Below are 15360 nucleotides of genomic sequence, written 5' to 3' on the forward strand. Positions count from 1 at the left end.
CCTCAAAAAATCTTTAAGGAATCTTAGTAATAAACAGAAAAAATCATCGCATAAATACGAGAAAAGGCCATCTCAAATAGAATTGAGACAGCCTTTCTTCCTAATAAAAATCTAAAACTAATCAACAAGCGGGAATACAAACCCCTTTCCGTCATTATTATCAAATTTGGCACCAGGAGCCATCTTCAAATGCTTCTCATTGTTACTCCAGTCCCAAAGCATGCTTTCGTCTTCTGTAATTTCACCCGTTTCTATATTACGCTTCTTACCGTTCAACGGATAATACAGCAGCAAATTCTCATCATTTCCATCTACCATCTTCCACATGAACTGCTTCAACTGCTGTTGCGTACGAGCCGTTTTCCAGAAACGAACTTCTCTTACCAGTTCATTGGCACCGCCAATCCAGAAACCAACCAGCCCATAAGGACCCGTTCTAATCTCACGGTCGGCCACCAGTTCACCATTCACATACACATAGTTCTTCTTGCCATCGTACACAAATGCCAGCATATACCATGTATCAGGTTGAGCTGTAAACACATCAGCCGGCACATCAATCTGAGAGCTACCCGTCTTAATCTGAAGCTGGTCCGGACGAATGGTTACATCACCGAAACGAGGATAGATTTCATCAAGGGTACTTGAATTAGACACCAGTTTAGTTCCACAAATAGAACGGTTATTCGCATTGTAAAGATGACGATTTATCATCACCTCCATCGTCCATTGATCCACTTTGAAATCTGACGGGAACATATTTGTATCTTCACTTCCTGATCCGTTCATACGCAGACACTTCGTATTGATACGCTGTTCCAACACAATTATCGATTCGGCCTCACCCGACACGACAGGCACTGTACCGTTGTTCAGTTTCACAGGTAAAGCATAGCTTCCCTGCAAAGAAAACTTCACATCCTTCAATTTCACAGGCAAGAACTGCGAAGTCTGTTTTGCATCAAAGACAACTTCCTTGCCCACTTCATACATTTCAGAAGGAAGCATCAAATATTCTGTACCGTGTTTCTTGTTATAGGCTTCCAACTGTTCCTTATTACCAACTTCTACCGACACTGTCTGTGCATGATCTTCCTGTCGCACCAAGGATACAGTAATCGATTTCAAGTTCACTTCTTGTCCCTCTTCCACAAACACCTGTGCAGATTCGCCTCCCTTTATATAAGCCCCCTGCTCTGACTGAAACTCACTTGTCGGATCTTTATATAATTCATTCTGGCAAGAACAAACCAACATAGTTCCTGCTAAAACTCCGAGATATAATATTTTCTTCATAATTTTAAATTTAATCTAACTTTCCTGGATAAACTACATTTCCCAAATACAACGCCTCGCGCAACCACTTATAAGGAGGATTATTGGCAAAATCATATTCCATGTGGTAAGTTCCGATACCACCGATACGCTTCCCACTGGGAAGATCAAGAATGGCATAGTCAAAAATCTGACGTCCTTGAGGATAAGCATTGATTTCCGGACGAACACTCGTGTAACTTTTTACACCTCCAGTCCGCCATCCTTGCTCAAATTCAACGGTAATAATGGTTTTCCGCTCCCAATCTTCCAAATGATTCTGAGTTATTTTACGAATAACTCTTTGTGTAGAACTTTCCCAATAAGCCTGATAGATATAATGGTCAATATACTTAGACGCTTCTGTTGAAAGCAAATCCGGCTGTCCATCCATCACCAACATTCTTCCTGCAGGCCGCAAACGATCGGAAAGTGTCTTAATAAAAAGATACATATGAGTATTACCTGAATTCTCACTAATAGTAGAAGAATTTGCCATTGTACCACGATGACCATATCCTGGTTCATAGTCAATATCAAAACCATCCAGATTATATTTTTCAATCGTGTCGCAAATTGCATTAGCGTATGCTTTTACGCCTTCCATAAAATTGCCACCTCCTTTTTCTGTAACCCAATACTCAGTCGCACTTCGCCCCGGAGGAGTCATCTGGTCACCCAAATCCTGTACAATCCAACATAAAAGAGCTTTTCCACCTTTCACTTCCTGGAAAAATTTCAGGTCTTTCTTCTGCTCTTCCGACAGATTGCCTCGTGTACCCCACAATGAGACAAAATCCACACTATCAGGCAACATCTTCAGATAGTTCTGTGCATTGCTTCCTCTACCGGTCCAGTTACCAAACCAACCAAACCCTTTCACATGAGGCGTCTTACGATATTCTCTGAGTTTCGCAAAATAGTCACGCATGGTCGGTGTCAAATCAGCTTCTGTCTCCGCTTCCAGCAAAGGAATATATTTTTCCAAATCCTTCTGGTTTTCGAATACTTCTCTTTCAGGTATGTTCCAGTCAGAACAGCCCACAAACCCTGCCACTACCAGCAAGGCACCCATATATTTCATTATTCTTTTCATCACTTTATGTCTTTTGAATTTTAACAGATTCTTTTTTATTTTGGCTGTTTCGGTCTGCCGTCACGAACCCACCATAGTTTAGTGGCACCCTGGTCAGCACCTCCCAGCAAAGTCGGTACTTCCGACATATTAGGATTGGTACCGTATTCAGTCGGAGCAAAACGGAATCTCTCGGGCGTCACAGCATCTGCCTCCGCACCGATACTGACATACGCTTTGACATAAGCCGGTTTCAGCAGGTAAGGATAACCCGTACGACGATATTCTGTCCAAGCTTCTACGGCATTGGGATAAAGTGCCAAATATTTCTGAGTAATAATCTTCTGAAGTTTGACTTCATCCGGATCAGATTCATTCCATTTTGGAGACACATTGTTGGTCGAAAGTTTACAAGAATAAGATTGGTTATACATTAATGTATTCCGTTCGATATCCTTTGGCTTTTTGTCACTCTGCAAATAAGCGGCAGCTCCACTCACTCCATTTTCTTCAAATGACTTAGTGACACCTTCTTCATACAAGGCCTTCGCATCACCCGTTGCCAGTTGATAAAGTACGGCTTCCGCTTTCAGGAAAGACACTTCCGAAGCACGCATCCAGAACAAAGGTGAAGATGAGTCCACCTTCGGTTTCGCTGCCCCTGCCTTGGCAAAAGCGCTGAGAGCTTTGTCATTTGTAGGAGGAAGTGCCTGGAAGCCATATGAACCAGCCACAAAGTTAGCATTCAGGCGCTTGTCACCGTATCCTTCCATGTATGCCCAGATAGTGGCCCCCATACGACATTCTCCATAGTCCTCCACAATCGGAATCAAAGAGTTCATCAACGGCAGCTTGGCGGTATTCTGTATTTTTGCTTCCTGCACTACGGTCTCAATCACTCCTCCATTAGCCTGATCAAGCGCAAAAGTAATATATTCCTTTGCCAATGCCTGATCCTTAAAATGCACACGTACTGCCAGACGCAATATCAGCGAGTTAGCCAGACGGGTCCAGTTCTGTGCATTCCCATCATAAATCACATCGTATGACGAAAGTACTTTTGTCGTTGTACCAGCCAGGACCTGCGATGCTTCCTTCAATTCTGCCAACATGGCCTTATACACCGTTTCCTGTGAATCCAGTTTAGGAGCAATGTCACCGTTTCCGGCATTCGTATACACAATCGGCCCAAACACGTCAGTGGCACGAAGCCAGCCCATCACCTTTACCACATTGGCTACAGCCTGTACTTCTTTGTCTGCAGGATCCTGGGAATCTTTTGTATACTTATAAATATCATTCCATGCACGGAACAATTTTGAATAGAAGTTCTGGTAAGCATAGTTCATACGGGCATCCGTAAAGTTCCAGGTAGCTTCTGTATTGAAATTCCAGTTATTGTTCATACCCCAGTAACCGATGTAATTTCCAGCCGACATCACGTCTGTATTAGCCAAGTCATTACCCGGTCCTGTCGATTCTGTGGGTGAACCGATAGGAATCACAAGCTTCTGCATGTCCATAAACGGTGCACCATACAACAGACCACCCTGTTTCATTTCCTCTTCCGTAATACCATAGATATTCGTATTGATCTTCTCATAATCACAAGAAGCCAATGCCAATACAGATAATACAGGTATCAAATATTTTCTTATCTTCATATAATTTCTGTTTTTCATGATTGATTAGAATCCAAATTTAAGGCTCACTCCGTAAGTCCGCTGGCTAGGCAGCATGAAATAGTCGTATCCCTGTCCGAACGTACCTGTAGAAGCAGTCAGTTCCGGGTCGAAAGGAGCTTTGTTGTAAATCATCCAGAGATTGGTGCCATACACCGAAAGGCTCACGTTATGGAACGAGGTTCCCTTAAACCAGGAATTGGGGAAAGTATATCCCAGACTTGCTTCCTGAAGACGAACGTTTGTAGCAGAATATACATTGTAGGCATCCAAGTTGACCACTGATTCATAATAGTCCTTCGGACGTACTGCTACATTGCCCACCATCACTTTCCCGACATCGCGGGCATCTGCAGAAGCCTGCGATACACCAAACTGGTCAAGGATGGCTTGTGTCTTGGAAATTACAATACCTCCCAGACGGGCTGTCACAAGGAAGTTCAGGTTGAAACCTTTATACGTAAATCCATTTCTCCAGCCCAAGTTCCATTTCGCATTGACACTTCCCAGCTTATAAGGTTCGGTAGATTCAGTAGTAATATTTTGTCCTTCATTGTAGACGATGTAACCGTCCTGGTCACGTTTCAAACGTTCTTCTGCATAAATGGTACCAATTTCTCCACCTTCACGCAGACGGAAACGCCCTACCTTAATGTCACTCAAATCAATGGCTTCTCCGGTCACAGGATTCTTCACGTTAGAAGCCAGTTCAATAATTTTGTTACGGTTGGCTGTAGCTGTAAATGAGGTGCTGTAAGAAAAATCCCCAAAGGTCTGATCGTAACCCAAAGTCAACTCGATACCTTTGTTCTCCACATTACCTGCCTGTACAAACATATAGTCATACCCTGAACTTTCCGACAGTTTTGCTTCGAGCAACTGGTCGTAAGTGTTCGACTTATACAAGGTTACTCCTAAAGAAACCGTATTGTTCAACCATCTGGAGTCGATACCGATTTCATAAGAACGGGTTCTTTCAGGCTTCAGTTCCGGAAGCGGATAATACTTGAACGGCTTGATTACACCTCCTTCTACAGAATGGGTAATGGTACCCGGGGTCAATCCCGTATAAGGAATCGGTGAACCTACTTCCGTATAAGAAGCACGTACTTTAAAGAATCCCAATACCGGAGAGATAGACTGACGCAGATTTTCAGGCAACAGTTCTGTCACAATAGCCGACAATCCGACTGAAGGATAGAAAATCCAAGGAGATTTACTGTTCACTAACTGCGAAGGTTTATCCGTACGGCCTGTAAGTGTAAGATATACAGCCGATTTCCAAGAAAGTTCTGCAGAGCCGAACACACCGAAGTTCATCTTCCGGTTATCACCTCCTGTCTGAGACGGTACGCCAGTAGAAGGGTCTACGTTATCATACGCAAACTTGTTCGGAACAAGGAGCAACTGGCCGCCATACCCTCTTCCTTTCGTATCATATTCCTCAAAAGAAACACCCACATTGACATTTGCATAGAAGTCCTTGGCAAAAGGCTTGGAAAGGTTTGCCATGATATCGGCATATTTCTGACGGAAGGTCTCATTTGAATAATTGTAACGGCCCAACGGTCTGGCAAAGGTTCCGTGTGTAGAAGCATAGCGTTTATCTTCTCTTTCAGTATAGGTGTTATCCAAGCGGCCTCGTGCTGAAACATTCAGATAGTCGGTGATGTCATATTTCAATGAAGCATACAACATATAACGGTCTTTCACTTCCGGACGAATGTTACGGTAGGCTACCCAATAAGGATTCTGTACGGCCATACCGAAATCACCGGGCGCCCATGACTGCACATTGTATCCAAGCTCTGCATCATAACGTTCAAAATATTTTTCTTTCTCAAAATCTTCTCCGCGAGGATACAGATATGCTCCAAGAATCGGATTGAAATATGTACCGTAGGAAAGCATGTTGTTGTAATACTCACGTACATAGCTGGCAGAAACATCCATCGTCAACTTGTCATTAAACAGTTTGGTGGTATTTCTCACCATGGCATTGTAACGATGATATTTATTGTTCGGTACAATACCTTTTGCATTCACTGCCGACCCCGACACATACGTCTGATTTTTCTGATTTCCTACAGAAAGATTAAATGAGTTGGTAAAGGTAGTTCCCGTATTGAAGAAGTCTGCCGAATCATAAGAAGTAGGCACAGCCAGTTTCTCACCCCATGAAGCGGCTTCTCCACTCACGTTTCCATAAGTGTGCTGGAACTTCGGCAACACAAATGCCTTTGAGAACTCTGCGAAAGACGACACATTCACACTGACTTTACCCTCGGCACCTTTTTTTGTAGTAATCAAAATGACACCGTTGGCTGCACTGGCTCCATAAAGAGCTGCTGCAGAAGGACCTGTCAGCACAGAAAGACTTTCGATGTCTTCCGGGTTGAAGCTGGCAATACCCTCACCCGATGTACGTCCGGCTCCAAATCCTGTACCGTCGCCCGAGCGGTCTGCCTGATTACCCATCGGCACACCGTCTATCACATACAACACGTTGTTGTCTCCTTTGATAGACTTGTTACCACGCATCACTACGCGGGTACCTCCACCGACACCCGAAGCACTGCGCTGAATGCTCACACCAGCCACCTTTCCATTCAGGCTGTTTACAAAGTTGGCATCCTTTACCTTTGTCAGTGCATCGTTCTTCACTTCCTGTACATTGTAGCTCAAAGCTTTCTGAGAACGCTTGATACCCAAAGCCGTAACCACAACCTCATCCAGCAGTTCCGAATCTTCCTTCATCACCAGCACACCCAATGCTTCTTTCGAAGAAACCGTCAGACTTTTATAACCTACGTAGGAAATTTCCAAGATAGAACCTTCACTAACCGACAAAGAAAAGTTTCCGTCGATGTCGGTAATCGTACCGTTGCTAGTTCCTTTTTCCAGCACACTAACTCCTACCAACGGTTCTCCGTTGACGTCTACGACTGTTCCACTTACTGTGATTTTGTTTGCTTGTGCCGACACCTGTACCGAAGCCTCATTTGCTCCTCTCGGAAGGTTGGCGTAAGCTGCATTACCTCCTTGACATACCAGCAAAAGGAATAGCAGCTGAGTAGCTCTTTCTATTTTCATAGATGATTTAAGATTTTGTTGGACAATTATTTATATTTCACGGTTTTATGGTCCATAATTACTGTCAAACGCACAATCATTCCAAGACTGGAACGAAAGAACATCAGCCAACAATCAAGAACCGGTTAATAATCTAGTCTTTTTGTGTTGGAAAAGCGACAACATTCCCTGGGCAGACATTTATCTCAGTAAAAAAACTGCAATCTATGCCTGTCATTCCTGCGTCAAATTTTTTCCCTGATTTAAAAAGAACTCCTTCTCTATCTTCTCAAATAATTCGGACCTACAGGCATCCAGCCTGTCTCATGATTTTTTTCTTATAGTTTAACTTAGGTTTTTATCTGTTTGTGTGACAAAACAAGGTGTATCGTTTTATCTGCTGCAAATATATACAATTTTTATAAATTACAAGAGATTCTGTCGAAAAAAAATAATTATTTTGTTTTATTCTTCCTCAATAGCGGGGTTTACTTTTCTAATCCACCTTATTTTACTCCCTTCTTTTTATTAATAAAGCCGGTTTTACTGACTCACAAATAAAAAAGGTAGGATACAAAAAAAAAGAGAAAACCCACACTGAAACTCCGTATCCGATTTCCTCTTTTCTGTGATTCCGCTGCGATTCGAACGCAGGACCCACGCCTTAGAAGGGCGTTGCTCTATCCAGCTGAGCTACGGAACCATCCTTACTAATTGTGCTGCATTCAAGTGATTCCGCTGCGATTCGAACGCAGGACCCACGCCTTAGAAGGGCGTTGCTCTATCCAGCTGAGCTACGGAACCATCCTTAATTGCGGCGCAAAGGTATGCTTTTATTTTGAATTATACAAATTATTCGACGGATTTATGCGAACACACAAACGGTTTTTACGTTTTCCGCACGCAAATCATAGGTTTTCCAATACTGAACCATAGGTTTTCCAAACGGAAAACATACAGTTCTGTGCCGGGAGACATAAAAGGCTAGCAGGCATCTTCAGCATAGCACAGGTGAGATTTTCGGATATACGCGCCACGGTTCTTTCTTCACTAATCAGTCCTTTCCTGCTGTTTTTCCGCGAAAATTCCATAAGTTTATACAACAAATTCATTTTATTGTAAAACTTAATTCCACGAAAATATGCTTTAATCATTACAGTTTAACGTGAGTTCGATATAATTCAAAACATAGTAAGTTGCCCGTCTTTGACAAAACACAGGTCAATGGCGGGCTTCTTTTCAAAGAAACAGTATGCTGCTATGGCAGATAGAGAATTGGCAATGAAGTTATTGAAGGAACGGTGTCTGGAGTGTTCAATCTGTGCGATATTCTTCAACTCATCATTGACTGTTTCTATCAAAGCGCGTTTTCTCAGCAGGATTCTGTCCGCTACGCTCATCAGGGAATTTTTCATGTTGTTCTTCACTTTGGTTATCAGTTGTATGCCGCCCGTGAAAAGATTCTCAAATAGTGCCTGACCGATGTACCCTTTGTCCGCACAGAGCTTGCCCTTTTTCAAGAACCTGGTTTGTTTCAACGGCTCACGGTCATCCACATTTCCGGGAGTAAACATAAAGTTAAGGATTTCCCCTTTGTCATTGATAATCAAATGCAGTTTGAAGCCGAAGAACCATCCCATGGAGCATTTTCCACGTTCCGCAAGCCCCTCAAAGGTTTTATGGATCAATATGCGTTGTCTCCGGCATACACGCAGCGGTGTGGAATCCACAAAGCTGATACCGGTACAAGTGCCCAGCAAGACCTCCTTGATGAAGACGGTAAGTTGCAACAGGACTTCTTTCTCCAGTTCCACAAAACGGTTGTAGGACACACGGCTGGGGAAGAGGTGGGGCAGATGCTTGCAGACATATTCCTTGTAATAATGCTTGAAACATCGGAAACCTCCCGAGTGGAACAGGATCAGGATGACCATGATTTCCGCATCGCTCATCCGGTTCGGCTTGTTCCGATGTTTATGATTCTTGTCTTCAACCATGTATTTTTCCTGTACTTTGGCAAATTCTTTGCAAAAATCATCCGCCATACAATAAATCCCCGTAACTTTATCCTCTGAGAACATAGTGGTAATCGCTTAAATGTTATAACTTGACACTATAAATTTAATGCTTTTATTGCTATGTTCCTAATTATCAAACGAATAATTTTATTCCTTATATCGAACTCACGTAGTTTAAATATTATTCAAAACCAAAATGTGGATCTTTTATAATTTGCTCATTAATATAGGAATAAATTCTATTGGCATAAAACTCTCTTTCTTCTTCAATTCCCATAAATGTATGATGTAGATTTCTATCTAAATATTCACATGTAGTTTTGAAATCATAACCGTTACTCATGTTTTGTATTCTTCCTAATAACAATAATTCCAAATCTTCTTTTATAGATTCTGTCACACTATCATTAAAATAAAAAAGTAATTCATATATACAGAATGTATCGTCCATTAACTTCCACGAGGTTCTGATTTTTAAACTTTTAAGAACTATTTCTTTCTCTTTTATATTTGAAATAATTGGCTTAAAATCTACCTCGTTTGTGTATAACACACACTGCAAAAGAATATTTGCAAGATTAAAGACCTTTTCATTATTAGTATTATTTCTTAAATAGAATAAATTTCGATACAACCATAACGATGAAACTCCTTGTGCTCTGCGCACATGAGAAAAAGCGATATTGATTAAATAAAGCACAATGGTATTTCTTACCATTTGCCCCTCATCTCTCTGAGATAAAATAACTTGAGGCATACCAAAAATGTACTTATAGGCTTTTTCTATTAATTTAATTTCAACATCTTCTAAACTATGCGTATAAATCAAGCCCAATTGTCCTGCTATACGATTTCTATAAATCAATGAGTATAAATTGTTTATATATTCCTTGACAATTCTTTCGGACACTTCTTTGGAATAGGGAGTGTTATGAACAAACTTATACTTGTTAGGAAGAACAAAATGACATAAATCTTTATATTCATCATCCAAATTATCATACTGCTCATTGATACGTTGAATTATTTCATTGTCAATTCTAGAATCTTCCCAGGCCCAGTCTGCCGTATATCCAAATCTATTTTCTAATCTGAAGATTAACCCCATCAGAAGATATCTAGTCCCAATATGCTTTAATATATCGTCATATCTTTTGTTATATGGATAATCTTCTAAACTACAACACATATATTTTTCACTTACAGGCTTATTCGTAATAAGAAATGTTATTGACGCTTTGGATGTTCCCATAAAAGTCTTATTATTAATATATAATGCCACGGCTCCTACAATTTCGTCTGAAAAAGAATAAGAATGATACTCTACCAATGCTTCTGTAGCAACTTTAGAAAAAAATATATAATAGTACTCATATCGATCTTCCTTGTACACAGAGTAAAATCTTGTGGGGTTAACTAAAATAAGATTCCTATTATGAATACTATTTGTTGGATCACTAGCTTTAGTAATAATCCTATCGTTTTGAAAAAAGAAACCGTTGGTTTCTTTTCCCCATAACAATGGACTTGAACTTAATATGTTAAATGCACCAGTTGTATACACCAATGGAGCCACATATAAACGCATATTTTGTTTATAATTTACAAAACAATCATCAAATGAATTTATGTGATTGTTAATTGCAGCATCATGTTTGTCTACCATATATTTTATTTAATAGGTTAAATATTCATCATAATCACATTCTCTTGAATCCAAAATGGAATATACACCCTTGTGTACAATCCAAAATATAAATAATATTCTCGTTTATTTGCAACATTACTGTAATATATGAGCAATATGTTTCATAGAAAGCACAGTTAAACTACAAATTTACAAAGATTCCTTTGAATAACTATCAAGAAAAACTATATTATAATCAATAAACACTATTTCTCCAATTAGTTTGTATCAGGATTGATTTTTATCAGCAATAAACAATTACTTTGTGTTATTATACTTACTTCTGATGCAACAAGCGTAAAATGCAAATATTCACTTTTGTTGATTTATCAAACCTTTATCTAAATACTTCTCTTTATACTTTTCTATGTTACTCCCCAATGACATTTATACCCTGTTTTAGCCTAACTAATTATTTGTACCCTTTAATTTCTATACTTATGTTGGCGTTCTGTTTCTTCAAGGAAATATCCTTCACACAATAGAAAACATTCAGGAACTCTTGCAGGTGCTTAAAAACGACCTGATATTTTGAAAGTATGGTTTCGGCTTCCATGTCGACTTCTACCAGCTTTGGGCAATCCTCGCTATACCAATGGACACCTGCATCAGTCAGTATATGCAATGGTATTCCAGTCCAAGAAAAGCATTCTTTACTTCTTCAGCCATCAAAAATTGTCACTCTCCATAAATTTCTGATAATCCTATTGATGACTACACGCATCTTGTTAAGCAAGCGGTTCGTTTCAAGAGTGATAAAAATTTTTCACATAACACGACTACCTTTCATGTCCTACAATTGGGAGTCAACCGAAAATTTGTTGCTGAATTACGTTTTCGTTCCATTCATAGCTAATACGTCCCATAACCAACACTATACTTTCTTTCTTCACTATCAGTCTTTTCAGATAAAAAATATACTCTTCATAGTTCTATTTTTTAGGTTTCAAATTTAGTCCGTAAAGAATCCTTCGTAACTACACAGATCTTTGAGAAATACTACAAATCTCATTTATGCCATATTCTCTTGCGAGAGTTGTTAGTAGTTTAAAAAGTTAATATTTCTTATATTCTTTCAATTTTGCTATAGTCAATTTTGAGCATGGTCACGAGCTGGTAACACTACAATATCCTAATTTTGCTTTTTTTCATTGCTCTTTCATCTTTCATTCTTTCAAGCCAGCTGCCAACAACTGCATTACATTTTATATATCACTTTTTATTAGTAATTTTGTACATTAAAACCCTTAAAACCACATCACACATGGAACAGCATCCCCAGCTTTTAGTCTACAAGGCGTCTGCCGGTTCCGGCAAGACTTTCACGCTGGCCGTACATTATATAAGACAACTGATTGAAGACCCGTATGCGTACCGGAGAATTCTGGCGGTGACATTCACCAACAAGGCCACGGCAGAAATGAAGGAACGTATCTTGGAACAGCTGTATGGCATTGCTACAGCCGACGAGGGGTCGGACGGTTACCTGAAGGAAATACAGAAAACCTCGGCCAAGTCGGTCGGGGAAATCCGGGAGGCGGCACGCGAGGCCTTGCGGCACATGATTCATGACTACAGCCGTTTCCGCATCGAAACCATCGACTCGTTTTTCCAGTCGGTGATGCGCAACCTGGCACGGGAACTGGAGCTGGGGGCCAACCTGTCCATCGAACTGAACAATACGGAGGTGCTGAGCGATGCCGTGGATGCCATGATTGAAAAACTGGACCGCCGCTCGCCGGTGCTCTACTGGCTGCTGGAGTACATCGAGGAACGGATTGCGAACGACCGGCGCTGGGATGTGTCGAAGGATATCAAGAGTTTCGGACAAAACATCTTCGATGAGAACTATATCGAGAAAGGGGAAGGACTGCGCCGGAAACTGGCCGACCCGAAGTTCATCCCGGCGTATCGGGAGGAACTGAAAAACATCCGCGAAGAGGTGCTGGAGTTTATGAAGGGATTCAGTGACCAGTTTACGGGACTGCTCGAAATGCACGGGCTGACGCCGGCGGACTTGAAAAACGGTTCGCGGGGCATCGGCAGTTATTTCAACAAACTGGCCAACGGGAAACTGAGCAGCGACATCCGCAATGCGACCGTGGAGAAGTGTCTGGAAAGTGAAGAGAACTGGACCACGAAGACGTCTTCACACCGTGACGAAATCCGCTCGCTGGCGGCCTCGGAACTGATGCCGTTACTGGAGGAAGCGGAAAACCGGCGTCCACAGAACAGCTTGCTGCTCAACTCGTGCGACCTCTCGCTACGTTACCTGAACAACCTGCGGCTGCTGGCGCACATCGACGAGGAGGTGCGGTTGCAGAATCAGGCGCACAATCGCTTCCTGTTGTCGGACACCAATGCCCTGCTTCATAGCCTGATTCGGGAAGGCGACGCTTCGTTTGTCTACGAGAAAATCGGCACCACCATCGATACGGTGATGATTGACGAGTTTCAGGATACTTCGCGCATGCAGTGGGAGAATTTCCACCTGCTCTTGCAGGAGAGTCTGGCGCAAAAGGAAGGCAGCCTGATTGTGGGCGACATCAAGCAGAGCATCTACCGCTGGCGAAGCGGGGACTGGAAAATCCTCGCGGGACTGGGACACGACCGGAGTTTCCGCATCAAGGAATGTACGCTCGACACGAACTGGCGAAGCGAGGCGCGCATCATCCGTTTCAACAACGAGTTTTTCACGGCGGCCTGCCAGACGCTTAACCGACGGTATCAGGAGGAACAGGGAATGCCTTGCACGCAGCTGGAACAGGCGTACAGTGACGTGCGGCAACGTTGTGCCAAGAAAGACGAGAAAGGCTTCGTGAAGGTGACTTTCCTGCAGGATTCCAAGGAGCGGCCTTATACGGAGGCTACCTTGCAACAGCTGGCCGAGGAGGTGGAGCGGCTCACGGCAGAAGGCATCCGCCTAAACGAGATGGCCATTCTAGTACGAAAGAACCGGAGCATCCCCGACATTGCAGCCTATTTCGACGAGCACACCCCCTACCACATCGTATCGGACGAGGCTTTCCAGTTGAACGCTTCTCTGGCCGTAAACATGCTCATCGACGGACTGCGTTACCTGTCTTCGCCCGACGACCGCATTGCGCTGGCCCGTCTGGCAGTGGCCTATCAGCAGGAGGTGTTACGAAAGGACATCAGCCTCAACACGGTGCTGCTCGACGACCCCAAGAATTACTTGCCAGCAGCGTTCCAGTTGCAGGCAAACGAACTCCGCTTCATGCCGCTTTACGAGTTGCTGGAAAAGCTTTTCGTGCTGTTCGACATGGAGCGCATCGAGCAACAGGATGCATATCTCTATGCATTTTATGATGCGGTGACGGAATACATGCAGAACAACTCGTCGGAGCTGACGGCTTTCATCCGTTTCTGGGACGAGAAGCTGAACACGAAAACCATTCCTTCGGGCGAAATCGACGGCATCCGCATCCTGTCCATCCACAAATCGAAGGGTTTGGAATACCACACGGTGCTGCTGCCGTTTTGCGACTGGAAAATGGAGAACGAGACGAACAGCCACCTGATATGGTGCAGCGTAGCGGGCACGGGAAAGGAAACGGACATTCCGCCGTTCAACCGCTTGGACATCGTGCCGGTGAACTACTCGAGTGCCATGGCGGAATCGGTGTACCACGACGATTACCTGGAGGAAAAGTTGCAGCTGTGGGTGGACAACCTGAACCTGCTTTACGTGGCGTTTACACGTGCCTGCAAGAACCTGATTATTTTTGCCAAGGCGGGACAGAAAGGCACGGTATCGGAACTGTTGTACGACAGTCTGCCGCTGATGCAGGAGGTGGAACTGCCGCTTGCGCAGGAAGCACCAGAAGATGATGCGGTGGGCGAATACGGGGAGCTCTGCACGGCTCACGACGAGAAGAAGGCGGGTAAATCCAACCGGCTATCCTCGCCAAAAGAGGGAGTCCCCGTGAAGATGGAAAGCATTGAAACGCACATCGAGTTCAAGCAGTCGAACCGTTCGGCCGACTTTATCCAAGGGGATGAGGCAGACGACAGCCGCGGGCAGTACATCCGTCAGGGACAACTGCTGCACCAGGTGTTTGCCCACATCGAAAAGGCGGACGACCTATCGCCTGCTTTGGAACGGTTGAACTTCGAGGGTATCTTCGAATCGGAAAAACAGATGAAACAGGTGGAAACGCTGGCCCGACGGGCTTTGCAGCATCCGGCAGCCAAAGACTGGTTCAGCGGCACCTGGGAACTCTACAACGAATGTGCCATTGTGTACACCGACGAGGAGGGACAGATGCAGACGCGCCGCCCCGACCGCGTGATGCGGAAAGACGAACAGGTAGTCGTGGTGGACTTCAAGTTCGGAAAGAAGAACGAAAGTTACCGCGCACAGGTGCAGGACTACATGAACCTGCTCACGCAAATGGGCTACACCCACATCCGGGGATTCCTCTGGTATGTGTTTGCCAACGAGCTGGAGGAAGTGACGCTTCCGGCCTGAGTTTATTTTTATTTACCACT

7 protein-coding genes and 2 tRNA genes are annotated in these 15360 nt (G+C 43.3%); 1 reads left to right on the forward strand and 8 read right to left on the reverse strand.

The annotated features are described in order from the left end of the window. Window positions 1-117: 117 nt before the first annotated feature. From OCV81_RS11600 to OCV81_RS11635, 8 genes are all read right to left on the reverse strand, one after another. Complete coding sequence (locus OCV81_RS11600; protein ID WP_148330143.1) at window positions 118-1296, reverse strand: BT_3987 domain-containing protein; 1179 nt, start codon at window positions 1294-1296, stop codon at window positions 118-120. A gap of 10 nt (window positions 1297-1306) precedes the next feature. Beyond that, the gene (locus OCV81_RS11605; RefSeq protein WP_262640337.1) at window positions 1307-2410 is read right to left on the reverse strand and encodes an endo-beta-N-acetylglucosaminidase family protein; all 1104 of its coding nucleotides are present in this window, start codon (window positions 2408-2410) and stop codon (window positions 1307-1309) included. A 35-nt stretch (window positions 2411-2445) separates the two neighbouring features. After that, window positions 2446-4053, reverse strand: coding sequence for a SusD/RagB family nutrient-binding outer membrane lipoprotein (locus OCV81_RS11610; protein WP_148330144.1), 1608 nt, complete (start codon window positions 4051-4053; stop codon window positions 2446-2448). A 24-nt stretch (window positions 4054-4077) separates the two neighbouring features. After that, window positions 4078-7164, reverse strand: a complete 3087-nt coding sequence (locus OCV81_RS11615) for a SusC/RagA family TonB-linked outer membrane protein (protein WP_148330145.1) — start codon at window positions 7162-7164, stop codon at window positions 4078-4080. A 608-nt stretch (window positions 7165-7772) separates the two neighbouring features. Further along, window positions 7773-7846, reverse strand: a tRNA-Arg gene (locus tag OCV81_RS11620). 27 nt (window positions 7847-7873) lie between these two features. Further along, window positions 7874-7947: transfer RNA gene (locus OCV81_RS11625), tRNA-Arg, on the reverse strand. Window positions 7948-8324: 377 nt separating this feature from the next. After that, window positions 8325-9224, reverse strand: coding sequence for an IS982 family transposase (locus OCV81_RS11630; RefSeq protein WP_148330146.1), 900 nt, complete (start codon window positions 9222-9224; stop codon window positions 8325-8327). Window positions 9225-9342: 118 nt separating this feature from the next. Next, window positions 9343-10827: a hypothetical protein gene (locus OCV81_RS11635; RefSeq protein WP_148330147.1), complete on the reverse strand. Its 1485-nt coding sequence runs from the start codon at window positions 10825-10827 to the stop codon at window positions 9343-9345. Between the two features lie 1285 nt (window positions 10828-12112). Here OCV81_RS11635 and OCV81_RS11640 point away from each other — a divergent pair. After that, the gene (locus OCV81_RS11640; RefSeq protein WP_148330148.1) at window positions 12113-15340 is read left to right on the forward strand and encodes a UvrD-helicase domain-containing protein; all 3228 of its coding nucleotides are present in this window, start codon (window positions 12113-12115) and stop codon (window positions 15338-15340) included. The last annotated feature ends 20 nt before the right edge of the window (window positions 15341-15360 follow it).

Origin of the sequence: Phocaeicola fibrisolvens, assembly GCF_025567125.1 — a bacterium.
Taxonomy (GTDB): Bacteria; Bacteroidota; Bacteroidia; order Bacteroidales; family Bacteroidaceae; genus Phocaeicola; species Phocaeicola fibrisolvens.